This is a genomic window from Mucilaginibacter sp. Mucisp86 (assembly GCF_047324315.1).
Lineage (GTDB): Bacteria > Bacteroidota > Bacteroidia > Sphingobacteriales > Sphingobacteriaceae > Mucilaginibacter.
The window spans coordinates 140,822-158,313 of record NZ_CP168503.1 but is presented as its reverse complement, the minus strand read 5'-3'; the positions used below and the strand labels follow the sequence as shown (position 1 = coordinate 158,313).

Annotated in this window: 12 protein-coding genes; 6 read left to right on the top strand and 6 right to left on the bottom strand. The window is 43.3% G+C overall.

Going from position 1 to position 17,492, the window contains the following annotated elements:
- The first annotated feature begins 33 nt into the window (after positions 1–33).
- From ACEN9X_RS00635 to ACEN9X_RS00620, 4 genes are all read left to right on the top strand, one after another.
- On the top strand, positions 34–1,446 hold the full coding sequence (locus ACEN9X_RS00635) for an efflux transporter outer membrane subunit (RefSeq protein ID WP_413668565.1): 1,413 nt from the start codon (positions 34–36) through the stop codon (positions 1,444–1,446).
- A 201-nt stretch (positions 1,447–1,647) separates the two neighbouring features.
- Positions 1,648–3,453, top strand: coding sequence for a beta-N-acetylhexosaminidase (locus ACEN9X_RS00630; RefSeq protein WP_413668564.1), 1,806 nt, complete (start codon positions 1,648–1,650; stop codon positions 3,451–3,453).
- 164 nt (positions 3,454–3,617) lie between these two features.
- On the top strand, positions 3,618–5,390 hold the full coding sequence (locus tag ACEN9X_RS00625) for a glycoside hydrolase family 9 protein (RefSeq protein ID WP_413668563.1): 1,773 nt from the start codon (positions 3,618–3,620) through the stop codon (positions 5,388–5,390).
- Positions 5,391–5,487: 97 nt separating this feature from the next.
- The gene (locus ACEN9X_RS00620) at positions 5,488–6,273 is read left to right on the top strand and encodes an alpha/beta fold hydrolase (protein ID WP_413668562.1); all 786 of its coding nucleotides are present in this window, start codon (positions 5,488–5,490) and stop codon (positions 6,271–6,273) included.
- Here ACEN9X_RS00620 and ACEN9X_RS00615 read toward each other — a convergent pair.
- The 4 genes from ACEN9X_RS00615 to ACEN9X_RS00600 all read right to left on the bottom strand — a co-directional run bounded on the left by ACEN9X_RS00615 (position 6,270) and on the right by ACEN9X_RS00600 (position 12,380).
- Entirely contained in the window at positions 6,270–7,307 is a 1,038-nt protein-coding gene (locus ACEN9X_RS00615) for an Atu2307/SP_0267 family LLM class monooxygenase (RefSeq protein ID WP_413668561.1), read from the bottom strand. The genes ACEN9X_RS00620 and ACEN9X_RS00615 overlap by 4 nt on opposite strands.
- A 3-nt stretch (positions 7,308–7,310) precedes the next feature.
- Positions 7,311–9,638 (bottom strand): family 20 glycosylhydrolase, encoded by a 2,328-nt coding sequence (locus tag ACEN9X_RS00610; protein WP_413668560.1) that lies wholly within the window; start codon positions 9,636–9,638, stop codon positions 7,311–7,313.
- Positions 9,639–9,727: 89 nt separating this feature from the next.
- A complete protein-coding gene (locus tag ACEN9X_RS00605) occupies positions 9,728–11,638 on the bottom strand; it encodes an AAA domain-containing protein (protein ID WP_413668559.1) in 1,911 nt (636 codons plus the stop codon).
- A 103-nt stretch (positions 11,639–11,741) separates the two neighbouring features.
- Positions 11,742–12,380, bottom strand: coding sequence for a two-component system response regulator (locus tag ACEN9X_RS00600; protein WP_413668558.1), 639 nt, complete (start codon positions 12,378–12,380; stop codon positions 11,742–11,744).
- Between the two features lie 425 nt (positions 12,381–12,805).
- Here ACEN9X_RS00600 and ACEN9X_RS00595 point away from each other — a divergent pair, with 425 nt between their 5' ends.
- Entirely contained in the window at positions 12,806–13,339 is a 534-nt protein-coding gene (locus ACEN9X_RS00595; protein ID WP_413668557.1) for a DUF4142 domain-containing protein, read from the top strand.
- Here the strand turns inward: ACEN9X_RS00595 and ACEN9X_RS00590 are convergent.
- Both ACEN9X_RS00590 and ACEN9X_RS00585 read right to left on the bottom strand, forming a co-directional pair.
- Positions 13,331–14,533 (bottom strand): DUF763 domain-containing protein, encoded by a 1,203-nt coding sequence (locus tag ACEN9X_RS00590; protein ID WP_413668556.1) that lies wholly within the window; start codon positions 14,531–14,533, stop codon positions 13,331–13,333. The two genes, ACEN9X_RS00595 and ACEN9X_RS00590, sit on opposite strands and share 9 nt — an antisense overlap.
- 164 nt (positions 14,534–14,697) lie before the next feature.
- A complete protein-coding gene (locus tag ACEN9X_RS00585; RefSeq protein WP_413668555.1) occupies positions 14,698–16,608 on the bottom strand; it encodes an AMP-dependent synthetase/ligase in 1,911 nt (636 codons plus the stop codon).
- Positions 16,609–16,755: 147 nt separating this feature from the next.
- On the opposite strand from ACEN9X_RS00585, the gene ACEN9X_RS00580 reads away from it, so the two are divergent.
- The gene (locus ACEN9X_RS00580; RefSeq protein ID WP_413668554.1) at positions 16,756–17,352 is read left to right on the top strand and encodes a short chain dehydrogenase; all 597 of its coding nucleotides are present in this window, start codon (positions 16,756–16,758) and stop codon (positions 17,350–17,352) included.
- The last annotated feature ends 140 nt before the right edge of the window (positions 17,353–17,492 follow it).

Genomic DNA, 17,492 nt, shown 5'->3' with positions numbered 1-17,492 from the left:
TTAAATCCGTGATAGTTTAAAAAAGATATAACAATGAAAAATATAATAGGCAGTTTGGCTTTAGCACTGGTGGTGCTTGCCGGCTGTAAAGTTTCAAAAGATGTTGCTACGCCAAAGGACGCGCAACCTGAAACCTTCAGGAACGCGGTTACTACTGGTGATACCAGCAGCATTGCCGACTTACAATGGAAAAACTTTTTTACCGATGCCGCTCTTCAAAAGTTGATTGACAGTGCTATTGTTAGAAATTACGATATGCAGGTGGCGGTTAAAAACATTGAAGCCTCCGAGTTGCAATTTAAACAGGTTAAATGGAACTACGCACCTACTTTAGGTTTAAACGTTACCGCAAGTACAAACCGTCCGTCGGACAATAGCATCAATGGTTTAAGCATTAAGCAATATGGCATCGGTACTAAACATATCGAAGATTATAATGCAAATTTAGCCCTTTCATGGGAGGCCGATATCTGGGGCAAAATCCGCAGTCAAAACCGCGAAGCTTTAGCACAGTACCTGCAAACTAATGAGGCTAAAAGGGCTATCCAAACCAATATCGTGTCAAGCGTATCTCAAGGTTATTATAACCTCCTGATGCTTGATGAGCAGCTGAATATTGCAAAGAAAAACGTAAAACTGAATGATAGTACTTTACGCATCATCAAATTGCAGTACGATGCCGGCCAGGTAACCCTTTTAGGTGTTCAGCAGGCCCAGGCTCAGTTGGAAGCGGCTGCGCAGCTGGTTCCTCAGTTTGAACGGGATATCAATGTTCAGGAAAACGGTTTAAGCATATTAGCAGGCAGGTTACCTAACGCAATTGAACGCAACGTTACGCTTAATGACATTAGCTTTCCTGAAACCCTTTCAACAGGTGTGCCATCGGCTATGGTTAGCCGCAGGCCTGATGTAAGGAGCTCTGAACTGGCTTTGAACATTGCTAACGCGAGGGTTGGTATTGCCAAAGCTCAGCTTTATCCTTCATTAACTATTACAGGTCAGGGTGGTTTAAACTCATTTAAATCAAGTAACTGGTTTAACATCCCTGCTTCATTGTTCGGTACAGTTGCTGGGGGGATTGCCCAACCTTTGTTACAGCACAAGCAGTTGCGTACCCAATATGAAGTTGCCAAAGTTGACCGCGAAAAAACAGTGATCCAATTCCGCCAATCTGTATTAAATGCAGTTGGCGAAGTATCTGACGCTTTGGTTAGGCTTCAAAAATTAAAAGAACAACAGGCTATTGCTGCAAACCGTGTTAAAACATTGCAACAGGCTACCTCTAATGCCAGCATGTTGTTTAAAAATGGTCTCGCTACTTATCTTGAAGTGATTACCGCTCAAGGTAACGTACTGCAAGGTGAACTTGAATTAGCATCTATTAAAATGGCTCAACTTAGCGCCAATGCCGAGCTTTACCGCTCATTGGGCGGCGGCTGGAAATAATCTTTATCTACCCCTATGAAAACGGAAAGCGGCCCTGAATACTCGGGGCCGCTTTTGTTTTATAATGTATACTACTTGCGTGTTTTTGAGGTAAAAAGATTCTTGTTATATCATTTAAACACTTTGTTACAAACAAATTACCCTGTTTTTGAAAGAAAATTCATATCATAGCAGCCCCAAACTATTTGAGTTGTTTTTTAAATGAAGCTTAAGATCGTACTTGTATTTCTTCTGTTTTGCGGTTCCGTTCGGGCGCAAAATGTCAATATAATCCCTCAGCCTAAGTCTGTTGTTAGCGGTACAGGGCAGTTTACTTTTAACAATCATAGTACTGTTGGTGTAAATGATGCTTCGTTATTGCCGATAGCCCGATATTTTCAAAAGCAGGTAAACCAATTAGCCGGTTTTACGCTTGCTGTTGATAATAAAGATGCAGGCAGCGTTATTCATTTGCTTTTAACCAATGGCGACCCTACTGCCGGGGCCTATTCTTTAAAAATTGTTGCTAACGAAATCACTATATCCTCAAGCAATCGCGACGGGGTTTTTTATGGCGTGGTTTCTTTACTGCAGATGATCAAAGATCAGCCACGTGGCGAAAGTATCAACTTAGCATCTTTAACCATTTTCGATACCCCACGTTATCAATGGCGTGGATTGATGCTCGACGAATCGCGCCATTTTTTTGGGGCCGAAAAGGTGAAGCAAATCCTTGATTGGATGGCGTATTATAAGCTCAACAAATTTCACTGGCACTTAACCGATGCGCAAGGCTGGCGTTTAGAGATTAAAAAATACCCTAAGTTAACGCTGATTGGTGGAATTGGGAATTACAGCGATTCAGTAGCAGACCCTCAATATTATACTCAGGCCCAAATCAAAGATATCATTGCTTATGCTGCCGAAAGGTTTATAACTGTGATCCCTGAAATTGATATGCCAGGCCATGCTACTGCCGCCAACAAAGCATATCCGCAGTTTAGTGGTGGCAGTGTTGAAGGCTATCCTAATTTTACGTTTAACCCCGCAATCGATAGCACTTACCAGTTTCTTGGTAATATCATTAAGGAAACCAGTGCATTATTTCCTTCTAAAATGATCCATTTAGGTGGCGATGAGGTTGCTTTGGGTGTTAAGGCCTGGTCGCTTAATCCTTCAATTGCCAACTTTATGCAGAAGAATAATTTTGCTGATGTGGGTGAATTGGAACGTTATTTCTTTAAACGCGTAGCTGATACTGCTATCAATGCGGGTGATAAAGTATTGGCATGGGACGAAGCAACAGGTACAAACCTGCCTGCTGATAAAACCATTATTTTTTGGTGGAGACAGAATTTGCCGGGACAGCTGCATTTGGCGGTTCAAAAAGGTTACCAGGTGGTACTTTGCCCACGTTTACCAATGTACTTTGATTTTGTGCAGGATGCCGATCATATCTCCGGCCGGAGGTGGAAAGGGGTATATAATACGGTGGGTAGCGTTTATGGTTTCCCTGAAAAACAACTACAAAACAACGAGGACTTACAGTCAAAACAGATCATAGGTGTACAGGCCAACATCTGGACAGAAATGATAGGGTCTGAAAAACGCCTTGATTTTATGTTATTTCCGCGGATAGCAGGTTTAGCCGAAGCTGGTTGGACAGCACCCGAATTAAAAGACGAGGAAGCATTTAACAACCGCTTAAAAGCAAGTATCAAGATTTACGATGCGGCCAATATCTATTATTTCAATCCATTCGATAAATTTTTCCATGACGAAGCCATTGACTTTGGCCCTAAGATCAGGAGGATGCCTAAGCCTGAGAATGTAGATTATGGTGACGAAGACAGGCCGACACGCAGGCACAGACATGGCCGTTCGTCTAAAAAAGAACATTCTTCCAAACATTCGTCCAGGCATTCATCATCTTCGTCAAAACATTCATCTTCGAAGAAATCGTCATCTTCTAAAAAGTCGTCATCATCTGGCAGCAGCCATAAATCATCGCACAAAAAGAAGAAGTAGTAATACCGAATAGCATTAATTACAAAGCCCTGCATATGTCAAGTAAGCAGGGCTTTGTTTTTGTAGTGGTAAATTAGGGGCAGGTTTTTGCTGCGTAAGCGATACCGGGTGCATAAATGCTGTAAATTGCAGGCATTCCATTTTGCCAATTAATCTGCATTTACATGAACCTGTTTAACCGCCAAATTATCCTTTCAATTTTCTTTACGCTGCTTTGCTACTTATGCAAAGCCGACCCTGTTTTTTACATGAATCAGGTGGCATACGACGCGCGTGGAGCAAAGACCATCGTTGTACGTAACGATGCTAAATTTGCCGCGGGTACAACATTTCAATTGCAAAATGCGGCGGGCAAAATAACTTTTACCGGAAAATTGAGCAAGCATTTACAGGTAGATGAGTGGGCAAAGGGCGCATACTTTTATCAGGCCGATTTTTCAGGATTTAAAACCGAAGGTAAATACCGGCTTATGATAGGCAAAAATAAAGGGGCGGTATCCGATTGGTTCGAGATCAAAGATAATGCATTGGCGATGGCTACCATCCCTTCAATATTAAGTTACTATAACAGGCAACGGGCCAACACGCCAACCGAACTACAGGCCGACTCCGTTGTTCAGCTTTACGGTAGCGATAAAACCGTTGATCTGCGCGGCGGCTGGTGCGATGCATCGGGTGATGTGAGCAAGTACTTTTCGCATTTAGCTTATGCCAATTTCGTGTCGCCCCAGCAAATTCCCCTGGTAACGTGGTCGATGATCAACACGGTGCAAACAGCTCCGGGTTTATTAAATAAACTAAACGTTTATGATGGCATGGTAAACGAAGCGCTTTGGGGGGCCGACTATATGATGCGTGCCTTATCGAAAGACGATTATTTTTATATGATCGTGTTCAGTTACTTTAATAAAGACCCTAAAGCAAGGCGAGTTGTAGGGTTAAAGGCAAACAGCGTTACTACCGATGAATACCAGGCCGCGTTTCGTGAGGGCGGTGGAATGGCTATAGCATCATTGGCAAGGATCTCTCAATTGAAAAAAGACGGTGATTTTAAATCGGCCGAATATCTTGCTGCCGCTAAGCGGGCCTTTGCTCATCTGCTGATAAACAATACTAAATATGATGACGATGGTAAGGAAAACATCATTGACGATTATTGTGCCCTGATGGCGGCTACCGAATTGTGGATAGCGACGGATAGCACCCTCTACCGGGACGAAGCCCGCAAGCGTGCCGAAAACCTGAATAAGCGAATGAGCCCCGCAGGTTATTTTATTGCCGATGATGGTGACAGGCCCTTTTGGCATGCAGCAGATGCGGGAATGCCTGTTGTTGCATTATGCAGATATCTCGACAAAGAAAAGGATGCAGATGAACGTACCGCAGCCTTATCTACCATAAAAAAGGCTTTAGATTATAATCTTAAAGTTACTGCTAATGTCGACAATCCGTTTGGGTACGCCCGGCAGTCGTTTAAATTCAGGGGTACAGTAAAAGATGGTTTTTTTATTCCGCATGAAAATGAAACCGGCTGGTGGTGGCAGGGCGAAAACGCCCGCCTCGGCTCGCTGGCTACTGCGGCACTAATAGGAGGAAGGTTAATTTATCCTGAGAAAGGTGGCTGGGGCGTAAAAAAAGAACTGGCCGAATATGCCTCGCACCAAATAGCCTGGATATTGGGTTGCAACCCTTACCAAATGTGTTTTATGTACCAGTTTGGTAAAAGCAATGTGCCTTACATGAGTTCGAACTTTGGGCATGGCTCCGGCAAAGGTGGAATCTCCAATGGTATCACTGGTAAAAAGGAAAATCCTGACGGAAGTGGTATCGACTTTAAAACGAAAGACGATGGCAACGAATGGCGCTGGACAGAGCAGTGGTTGCCTCATGCCGCATGGTATCTGCAGGCTGTGACGGCAATGGCTATACAGCAATAATTTGAGCTGTCATTTTTTATACCTCAAATTGTCATATTTACTACCCGGTTCCCTATCTTCAAACAACTAAGTTTGTATTGAATTAAAACCTATGCATATGACAAAAACAAATATTGCCGGTAACTATGCCGTTGTTAATGGCCTGAAAATGTATTACGAAATTCATGGTGAGGGTTTCCCGTTGGTGCTGGTTCACGGCGGAGGTTCAGATATCTATGTTACTTTTGGTCGTGTGTTGTCAACTTTTGCAAAAAAACACAAGGTAATAGGGGTAGATCTACAGGCGCACGGGCGTACGCCAGATAGGGGCGTGCCCACTTCATTTGAACAGGATGCTGATGACATTGCGGCTTTACTTAAACATTTGGATATAAAACAGGCTGATATCATGGGCTTTAGCAACGGTGGTAACACCGCAATGCAGTTGGCGATCAGGCATCCAGAATTAGTACATAAAATCATCATAGCTTCCTCGTTTTATAAACGCAGCGGTTTCGACTCCTGGTTTTGGGATTTTATGAAAAACGCTACCCTGGATAGTATGCCCAAGCCTTTGCAGGAGGCGTTTCTCGCTATAAACAATGATCATGCTGCTTTAGAAATAATGCATAAGCGGGACCTTAGTCGTATGCAAGCTTTTCAAGACTGGGGCGATGACGCTATTCGTTCTATTACAATGCCGGCGTTGGTGATTGCCGGGGATAAAGATGTGATCAGGCCAGAACATACCCTGGAATTATATCGTATGTTACCTGATGCTGAGCTTTGCATCCTGCCCGGTGGTCATGGCAATTATATAGGTGAGATTGAGGATGTAAGTGGAGACGGTGGCTATCCTGCGGTAACCATCATTGAAGCGTTTTTAACCAAAGCAAAAGCCTAAACTTTTGCTTTGGTTTCTTTGCGAACAACGGGAGCTACCTTTGTACCGTAAATTTCAATAGCTTTTAAAATATCTTTGTGTTTGGTAAAGCCGGTAACCAGTTGGGCTACAAAGCGGGTATTGCCAAAAAGCTCGTATTGCTGCATGATTTTGTCGATAGCCTGCTGCGGATCGCCAACAACCAATGGTCCAAAATCGCGCAGGTATTCAAATTGCTCCCTTGTCATCGGCGACCAGCCCCTGTCGCGGCCAACACGGGTCATGAGGGCTTCATAGCTTGGATAAAATTCATCAGCTGCCTGTTGTGAGTTTTCCGCAATGTAAAATTGCGAGCTGATAGCTAATTGCAGTTTGCTTACATCATGCCCGGCTTTAGCTGCCGATTCCCGGTAAAGCTCGACAAAAGGCACAAAATGTTTTGGCGCACTGCCCAATATGGCAATGATCATAGGAAGGTTTAGTGTTCCAGCCCTTTTTGCTGAAGCTGGGGTGCCGCCAACGCCTATCCAAACTGGTATCTCTGATTGCAATGGACGAGGGTATACACCCTGGTTTCTGACCGACGCCCGGAAGTTGCCTTTCCATGAAATAATTTCCTGTTTATTGATCTGCAAAAACATTTCGAGTTTTTCAGTAAACAATGCATCATAATCATTCAGGTCGAAACCAAACAAAGGAAACGATTCAATGAATGAACCCCTGCCCGCTATCATTTCAACCCGGCCACCCGAAACAAGATCGGCAGTAGCAAAATTTTGAAATGTGCGCACCGGATCGGCCGAGCTCAATACGGTAACAGAACTTGATAAACGAATATTTTTAGTGATAGCTGCTGCCGCAGAGATTAATATTTCAGGTGCTGAGATCACAAAGTCGGGCCGGTGATGCTCGCCGAAGGCAAAAACATCCAGGCCAACCTCATCAGCCAGTTTTACTTCTTCCAATAATTCCTGAACCCGCTTGTGGGCATTTAAAGCATTGCCGCTCTTGCCATCGGGATGTACCTCGCCAAAGGTGCTTATACCTAATTCCATGTATCAAAAATAAAGATCGGCTGCGTTAAGCTCCTTCTTTTCAAAACTTCCGGGAGCTGTAACATATACTTTAAGCGGAGCTACACGGGGCCTGTACCTGCCTGTTGGCGGTGGTGGCGCATTGTATATGTACTTTACCTTTATCTGATGAAAACCTTTTGCCAGTGGCAGCGCATATTCAGCTTCTGTTAGTTGCACGCCATCAATGAACAATTGGCTGGCGGCATAATTTGCAAGCGTAAAGTTATAAGTACCATCGGCCAAAATATTCACGTAACCGTCATAAACCACACCAAAATTAGGGTTGTCTTTTTTCAAAGGTTCGGCATCCAGTTTATTGCTGATAGCCGAATCTTGTGGTGCAGCATAGCTAAGCTGATCGGGAGAGGTAAATGTGTTTTTTGCCCATTTGTATTTAATCCCCTGTTTGTTGGCCGTGTAGTTTACTGGAGGTAATGGCGCTTTATTGTACATTAGAGTGCGGGTAGCAATACTCCTGCGACCGGATGGTGTGATCACCCTTGTCCGCAATTCCCTCTTCTCATTTTGCGGTATGGAGAAAGTGATTGGCCCGTCATACTGAAGGTCAGTATCCAATGGGTCGCGGCCGTTGAGTGTATAATAGATTTTAGCACCCGGTACAACCGATTTTAAGGTATATACGAAATGAGGACCTACAACCATGGTATCGATAGTGGTTAACGCGGTTGGTACCCGGTAGTTGTAGCTAATGGCATCTAATCTTGCAAAATGTTTAGCCAACCGTACTTCTGAAAAATTGGTGTAGTCTTTATTGACAGGTTGGGTCCATGCCACTTCCGATAAGGCGAAAACTCTCGGCATGATTTGGTATTGAAGCTTGGCCACGGTAGGTACGTACTCTGTCCAAAGGTTACCCTGGGTGCCTATTATATATTTCTGTTCGTCGGGAGTTAATTGCTTTGAAACCGGATCATAATTATAAGTTTCTTCCAAAGTGGCGTAACGGCCAAAAGATACCGGCTCCTGTGGTGAGCTGCTTTGGTAATGATCAAAGTAGTTACCTGTAGTTTGCGGTGTCATAATCACATTATGCTTTTGATGGGCAGCATTAATACCACCTTCCTCACCCTGCCAGCTCATTACTGTGGCGTTAGGGGCAAGGCCACCCTCCAGTATCTCATCCCAACCTATAATACTGCGGCCTTTGGAGTTGATGAATTTCTCAATACGCTGAATAAAATAGCTTTGCAATTCCTTTTCATCTTTCAGGCCTTTTTCCTTCATCAAAGCCTGGCAAAAGGCCGATTGTTTCCAGGGTTCCTTACCTGCTTCATCACCGCCAATGTGAATGTACTTGCTTGGGAACAGCGCCATCACTTCAGTAAGCACATCCTGTAAAAAGGTAAAAGTCTGCTCGGTAGGGCAGTACAGGTTATTGATATCGCGCGGGGCTTTTTGGCCGGCAACGGTATCGCATCTAAATTCGGGATAGGCACGCAATGCAGCTTCGGAATGGGCAGGCATTTCAATTTCTGGGACCACGTTAATATATCGGTCGGCCGCAAATTTAACCACATCTTTAATTTGTTCCTGGGTGTAAAAACCGCCGTAACTAAGCGAATCGGGCCAGTCGCGGTTACTGCCAAACATGGTTTGCTGGCGAAATGCACCCACTTCGGTAAGTTTGGGGTATTTTTTAATCTCGATACGCCATCCCTGGCCATCAACCAAATGCCAGTGAAAGGTATTCAATTTATAAGATGCAATAAGCTCGATTACCTTTTTAACCTGCGGAATGGTAAAGAAATGACGGGATACATCCAGCATCATCCCACGGTACCCAAAACGGGGCGAATCCTCAATTACCGCGCAAGGTAATTTGTAAGTGGTTGCATTTTCAACCGGGAAAAGTTGTAGTAAAGTTTGAATGCCGTAAAACAAGCCCGCATCCTTGCCAACTATAATGATATTGCGTGGTGTGATGCTGAGTTTATAGCCTTCATTAGGTAATTTATTGGTTCCTTTTGAAGTCAGGATCAGGCCTTTGCTTTTTGCCGCCTTGAGTTTTGAGTTATATTTCGCTATTTTAATATTCAGGTGCCGGTTTTCCTGCAGGTAATCTTTCAGCCATAAAACAGCTTTATCTTTCGGGTTATCTGCTTTGATTGATGTAAGCGGAGTAAAAGTAAATGTACCGTTGCTTTTGGTGATTGAAGCAGGTGCGGGAATGATACCCAAGTGCGGGTCATCAGCATTGGTTTGGGCCGATACTTTACCGGTTTGGGCCAAAAAAATAAATAGGCTTATGAAAGCAACAGGTTTGGATAGGTTATGCAGTTTAAAATTCATGGCAGCGCTGGTTATGAGGCTAAAGGATAAATTTAACCAATATCCCAACCTGTAGCAGTATTAAAGCTTATGTAACAAACAATTGACGTTTAATCGTATCCTGCGTAATCCCAGGCACTTTGATAGCCGTTTAGCTGCTCGGCATAACTAATCATATCTGCATAAAAAGAAGAATACGCCAGGGTTGAACTATCTCCAATCATCACCAGTTTTTTGCGGGCGCGGGTCATAGCCACATTCATGCGGCGAATATCACTCAGGAAGCCGATTTCTCCTTCGGTATTACTTCGGGTGAGACTGATGTAAACAACATCACGTTCCTGGCCCTGGAAACTGTCGATTGTATTTATTGCAATTTTATCGGCATAAACCATCAACTCCGGCGAATCCAGCAGTAACTGGTTTAAAATCCGGATCTGTTCTTTATATGGAGAAATAACTGCAATGGTTGGAAAGTTTTCCGTTAGATAATGTTCCTTAAGTTCACCAACCAGTTTGTGAAGGTGCTTAAACAGGAATGCGGCTTCTTCAGGATTAGCGGTACTTGTACCTTCCTGCTTTTCATCAAAGCCACAACCCGCAGTATCCACAAAGCTCAGCGGAATATCCCCCGGAAATAACAGCTGGTTGGCTACAGAAGTATTTGCCTTTAACCTGTTGCCATAAAATTCTTTTGATGAAAAGCCCATAATGACCTCATTCATCCGGTATTGTTCTTCAAGTAAAACAACCGCCTCAGGATGCAGGGCAGCGCATTTTTCAAGCAATGTAGTGCTTAGTCCGCCCTTTGCAGCCTGTTGTGATTTAATGGTAGGAGGGAGCTGCAAATGATCGCCGGCAAGGATCACTTTTTTCGCTTTCGATATAGGGATCCAGCAGGCGGGTTCAAGGGCCTGTCCGGCTTCATCAATAACTACGGTATGAAAATTTAAATCCCGTATAGTGTAATGATTGGCACCAACAAGTGTTGCGGTAATGATCTGCGCTTTGCTGATCAGGTCTTCGGCAATAAATTGTTCGGTTTTATCCACTTCCCTGATGAGTTGATGGGCTGCATCAAAAAGCGCCTTGCGCTGGTCGCGCTCGGCCTTGCCAAAATTGCGCTTGTATTTGTGCGCCATGTTTTTGTATTCGGAAGCCTGCTTTTTAAGCTTTTTGACCTCCTTCATATCATCATGTGCACTTATCCGGCTATCTAAAGTTAAAGCCATTAATTTTTCAGACACCCTTGCCGGATTGCCGATGCGCAGTACGTTTAAACCTTCATTGCTCAGCTTTTCACTAAGCAGGTCAACAGCAGTATTGCTTGGCGCCACTACCAGGATCTGTTGCTTATTTTGCTTTATAAGTGCTTTAATGGCCTGCACAAGTGTAGTTGTTTTGCCCGTACCCGGAGGCCCGTGAACTATAGCGAGCTCCTGCGCTTCTACTATTTTTTGGACAGCTTGCCGTTGTGAATCATTTAAGTCTTGAAGCGGATAATGAATTGTTTCGGGAATGAATGTTGGAGTGCTTTGCCCGGTTAATACACGGGTAAGGTGGCCATCTTTATTATCGTTGATAAGTTTAGCAGCCTGTTTGAGTGCCTTCTGCATTTCATCGTAGCTGTTATCATCAAACAGCAGATCGATGCCGAGTTTTCCATTCCGGCTCCAGTCGGGTAATTCTTCGGTGTTCAGGGTTAATTTTAGCCGGTTACCACCCTGATAGGATACTGTGCCATTTACCCGGCTGGTTTTAGGATCATGATTTGAAAACAATGCTGCCGAAGCTCCAAACCTGAACTGGTGGCTGAGGTCCTGGTGCGAAGGACGTTCAACCTCAACGGTTAGATAATCGCCCCTGCTTATTTCGGTACCTTTAATGGCTATAGGGTACCAGGTAAGTCCTGCTGCACGGCGATCGGTCGCTGAGGATGTTTCGGTGAGTTTTAGGTATGCCTGGCGGTCTTCGTCCTGCTCAGTTTGTAACAGGTTGAGCAGTTTTTTAAAATAGTCCATTTGGCAAAGGTAAAGTTTAGCCCCGGCTTTTTTAAAACCAGATAAAACACAAAAAGGAAACCTGGGGCTCCCTTTTTGTATTCCTGATTAATAAATTTAGTGGCTACCAGTTAGATGCCGGTTTAAGTTCAAGACCAGCAGCGTTTTTTGAAACCTCCTCATTGATTTTACCTAAAAAGTGCCTGGTTAAGGGTTTTGAAATAAAGCTTTTAACAAAAGGGTATGCTTTCATCCGTTTCTGGTCGGAAGGATCAACGGAGTTTGAGATAATATAAATAGAAACCAGCTTTGCAAGCGAGCGATGGATGTTATTGAACAGATCTAAGAACTCCCAGCCATCCATTATCGGCATATCCAGATCAAGGAAAATAATATTAGGTATTTCCGCATGTTTATTGCGGTTGCTGTATAACTTGTTATATACCGGTTCAGGGTTCATATAAAAGCTTGCATTTAACCAATTATCTTTTAAAATGATTTTAACCGTTTCGTGAAAAATGATATCATCATCAATAATAGCTACCGAATGCTGTTGATCATCTTTTATAAGATTAAGAATGTCTTTTTTTATCTCTATTAACAATGGAGACAGTAGCTCAGCACCGCATTCAATACAATTTAATGTACGTGACAACGCTACTTCGAGGGGGACTTGTATTGATAAACAGGTAGTATCGTTATATATCGAGGCAGCGCAATCTTTATTGAAGCAATAACATGTGATTTTTTCCGCGTTTATCATAGTTCAAAGGTTTCGTTTAGTTTGTTCATTTTACATTGCCGCAACATTGATGCCCTTTTGTTTGTTTGTAAGAAAATATTTACAATATATTGTATTTGTCTAAAAAATCAATTTGTTTTATTTGAGTTAACTTTTTGTTTATCAGTTTTTTAAGACTGATGATTAGAGTGATGTTAAATATTAAATTTTAGCAAAGGATATTGTTGATGAGGCAACTTTAAATTTAAAGAAGAGGCATAAAAAATACAAGTGTGGTTTTTACACTTCAAGTGTACATTTAAAATAACAATTAGCTCTTTGGGGAACTGAAGAGTAAAAGTGTTATTAATCAGTTGTTTTCCGGATAGTAAGCCTTGATCGTTTTAAAAGAGATATGAAAACTATTGTTGCCTTTTTTTGTTAAATTAGATCATTAAACTATCAGCATGAGCCGATTAACAAGCGCTTTATTTTTCATGTTTTTTTTATTGGTATTGCAGGCCTGCCAAAGCAACCGGCAAGCTAATAACTACAATAAAACGCAAATAGATGATAACGGCCTGTTGTTTCTTAAAAGTGGCGAAGAGTCAACCCTTGCCTCGGTAAAGGCTTCAGGTTTGGCAATTGCGAATTCGAAAAATCAGCGGGTTATCCAGTTTGCCAAACTCATGATTGATGATCATACCATGCTGGCCGATGATTTCAAGAAACTCAAAACCGATAACCAGATTACGGACTCGGCCATAATAAGCCCCATCCATCAGCAAATGATCAATGATTTGGATGTAAAGAAAGCAGGAGCGTTTGATAAGGCGTATATACAAATGGTTATCAATGACCATACCGATCAGATAGCTTTGTATAAAATAGTAGGGCAAGATAAGAAAAACACCTCCCTGGCCGATTTTGCCAATAAAATGTTACCCGGTTTACAGGCTCATTTAGATACTGCAAAGTTTATTAGTACTACTTTAAAATAGTTTAAGCTGCTGCTCACCAGGTGGTTTTGCTCTGCCAAAAACTGTACGGCCACCATATTTCCATGAGTCGTTACGCTCTCTTTCGATAACCTTATCGAAGTTGGCATTGGGTGTAAAATCTTTCTCTGCGTTTTGGGCTATTTGGGAAAGGCGTTTAATGGCTTCGTTTTTATCGTTATTGCCCATTTTTGCCTTATAAATAGCCGTTTGAAGGGTGCTTAGGGTTTCATCATAAACTTTGGTTGGAACGGGGAACGGAGCGCCATCCTTGCCACCATGAGCAAAGGAAAACCTGGCCGGGTCCTTAAACCGTGAAGGGGTGCCGTGGATTACTTCACTTACCAATGCCAGCGATTGTAAAGTGCGCGGCCCTAAGCCTTGCAATAACAGCAAGTCTTCAAAATCTTTGGGCTGTTTTTCATGGGCCAGCCAAAGTACCGCGCCAAGGCGTTTAAGGTCTACATCTTTGGCATAAACCTCATGGTGGTTGGGCATTACCAGTTTGCTGATCTCCCTGATCATGATACCGGGATTTTCGGCAGCAATCTGCATAACGCCATTGCGTGAGTTGCCTGCTTCTTTATCCGTCATGTTAAGGATATAGCCATTGTTTTTTCCGTAGATAAACGTATGCGGATCATCAACAAATGAACTTAGCTGCTCCGAATGCCAGTGGTATCGGCGGGCGGTGCTGCTGGCATCGCTCATGCCTTGCTGTACTACAGCCCATTTGCCGGTATCGCTTAAAATAAAATTATGAGTATAAAGCTGGAAGCCATCCTGAATGGCGGTATTATCAACCTTAGCGCTTAGTTTACTGCATTTTACCAGGTAATTACCATTGAGCCCGGTGGCTTCGCCTACTTTTAAAAGCTCGGCTGGGGTTTGTTTGGAGTGTTTGCCTTTTCCCCCGCAAATGTAAATGCCCAACTCACGGCTGTGCGGGTTAATAGATTTTTTCAAAGCGCCCATTACGGAGGTTGTTATGCCTGAGGAATGCCAGTCCATCCCCATAACAGCGCCCAGGCTCTGAAACCAAAAAGGATCGCTTAACCGGCGAAGAACTTCATCCTTGCCATAGTCCATCACAATGGTTTCTACCACTGCAAGACCAAGCTTAGCCATTCGTTCGGCAAGCCACAGTGGTACGTAGCCATAATGTAAAGGTAAGTCAGCACTGCCTGATCGCTTCATGCTAACAAAGTTAGTAAATCTTAACCGTTGATTTTAAGTGATTGCGCTGATTTCGTTGATTTTTTCTGAGGCTTGGATTAATTAAATTCCGCTAATCCGATAAATCTCCCCAAATCCCGGTTCCGACATCAGCGAAATCAACGTAATCAAAAGCCCATCAACGGTTAGTCTTCCTCCGTCTCTCCAACATACAGCTCATCAATATCGGCAGCATATTTCTTTTCGATAACCTTGCGTTTGGCTTTCATGGTAGGGGTGATCTCGCCATCATCCATGCTGAAAGGGTTACGTTTTACTTTAAATGATTTGATACGTTCAAATTTGGCCAGTTCGTTGCTGTATTTACGGATGTCGGCACCAATCCAGTCGACAATTTCTTTATCATCAATGAACACTTCGGGGCGCTCAAAGAACTCATTCTGAAGGTTAAAAGTTTCCTGCAGGGTTTCACGTGCGGGCACTATGATAGCCGCAATGTATTCACGTTTATCGCCTACTAAAAATACCTGTTCAATTTTAGGGCTTTTGAGGTAGGTATTCTCCACTGGGGTTGGATAGATGTTTTTACCATATGCGTTCACCAGCATGTTTTTCAGGCGATCAGTGATCTGAAGGTTGCCACGGAAGAAACGACCGATATCACCGGTATGGAACCACCCGTGCGAATCGATAACTGTGGCGGTTTCTTCCGGCTTGTTCCAGTAGCCTTTCATTACGCAATGCCCGCGAACAATGATCTCACCTTCCTCGGTCAGGGTATCCTCCTTAAAGTTATCATGCGTTTGTATGCTGTAGATGTGTTTGGTATCCACATTTTGGATGGCCACTTCAATACCGGGAATGATGCGGCCAACGGTACCATAAATTACCCTGTGACGCTCTGTAACGGCCATCACCGGTGATGTTTCGGTTAAGCCAAAGCCCTCTAAAATCACAATGCCAAGATCGCCAAAAAACTCACCGATATTTTTAGGCAGTGCACCGCCGCCCGATACCATGAATTTAAGTTGTCCGCCGGTTTTTTCCTTGATTTTGCTGAATACCAGTTTCTCGGCAATGCCATGCTGTGCTTTTAACATCACATTGGGCGATTTGCCTGCTTCCTGTGCAAGGCGCACTTTTTTGCCAATTTCAAATGCCCAAAGGAAAATCTTGGTTTTGATGCCACCTGCTGATGTGCCACTTTTGATAGCCCTGTCGTGGATGCGTTCCAGCAAACGTGGTACGCAACAAAGTATAGTAGGTTTAACTTCGGCCATGTTTTTTGCCAATAGTTCAAGGCTTTGAGCGAAGGCTATTTGTGATCCCCGGTAAATGGCTATATGGTAAATGGTACGCTCAAACACGTGCGATAGTGGCAGGAACGATAAAAACCTGTCGGTTTTTTCAACAAACGGGATCTGGATTAAACTATTGATCGCGTTTTGAGTAAGGTTATGATGTGTTAAAACCACGCCTTTAGGTACACCTGTGGTGCCTGAAGTATAGATGAGGCATGAAGTATCAGTTGTCAAGATGGCTTCACGTGCCGCATTAATGGCGTGCTGATATTGCTCCAACAATTTGCGCCCCTCGGCAATTACTTCTTCAAAGCCAATTACACCTGCATTTAAGCTTACTTTATCGCTGAATTTTTCGAAGTCATCAAATGCAGGTATCAGGCGGATCAGCTCAGGGCAGTTGTTTGCCACCTTTAAAACTTTCCTAAACAGGAATGGATTGCCGCAAATGATGGTACGTGCACCTGAATCGTTCAGGATATATTCTATCTCGTTTTCTGTAAGGGTTGGATATATCGAAGTATTAACCGCACCGATCTGTTGCAGGGCCTGATCATAATAAACGTAATTTGGGCCGTTTTCGATAATGAGCGAAAGCCTGTCGCCTTTCCTGATGCCGATATGCAGAAACCAGGCCGAAATAGCATCTATTTTTTCCAGTGCCTCGCCGTAGCTGATCTCAACCCAGGTATCTTTAACCTTATGAAGCAGGAAAGTATGATCTAAAGGGTGAATGTTGGCAACGGTATTGCGAATGAAACCCGGAACAGTTGAAAGCGCAGTGTTTTTAGTCATTTATATAATCGGATATTGGAAACAAATCTAAATCTATTTTTATAAAAACAAGCATTGACACAGGTATTTGACAAACTGGGTGTGTTTTACTTTGTGATGATGTTGATTTATGCTGACACTTGTTAACTTGTACAAAAAACATATACTATGAAGATAATTATCATTGGTGCTTCGGGTACTATTGGCAAAAAGGTTACTGAAGTGTTGCAGGGCAGGCACGAGATTATAACAGCAGGTTCTAAAAGCGGGGCTTTTCAGTTAGACATCACTTCGCCCGAATCAATTGAATCGTTTTATGAAAAGATTGGGCCGTTTGATGCGTTGATAAGTACCACCGGTTCAGGGCATTTTGGTCCGCTCTCAAGTACAACGCCGGCTGATTTCAAAAAGGGAATTGAAAGCAAGCTGCTTGGACAGGTAAATTTGGTACTGATAGGCCAGCGTCATATTAATGCCAAAGGTTCATTCACGCTTACATCAGGTATTCTATCCGAAGATCCTGTTATAAATGGTGTAAATCTGGGAACTATTAACGGAGGGCTAAATTCCTTTGTTATCAGTGCCGCCATCGAATTGCAAAACGGCGTGCGGATTAATGCGGTAAGCCCCGGAGTTGTTGAAGATTCGCCGGGTTTCTTTGAGTATTTTCCTGGCCATGAGCCTGTTGCTATGGACAAAGTAGCCAATGCTTATGTTAAAAGCGTGCTTGGGGCCATTACAGGGCAGGTGATTAAGGTATTTTGACAGGCATTGCCAAGCCCGAAAAAGACTTACGAAGTTTTTAAAACTTCGTAAGTCTGAAATCTCTAAACTTTCCCTATCTTCACGGGATAATTACAATCTCTACATATAAAACAAGGGTCGCCTAAAGGCCCGGCCTGTTG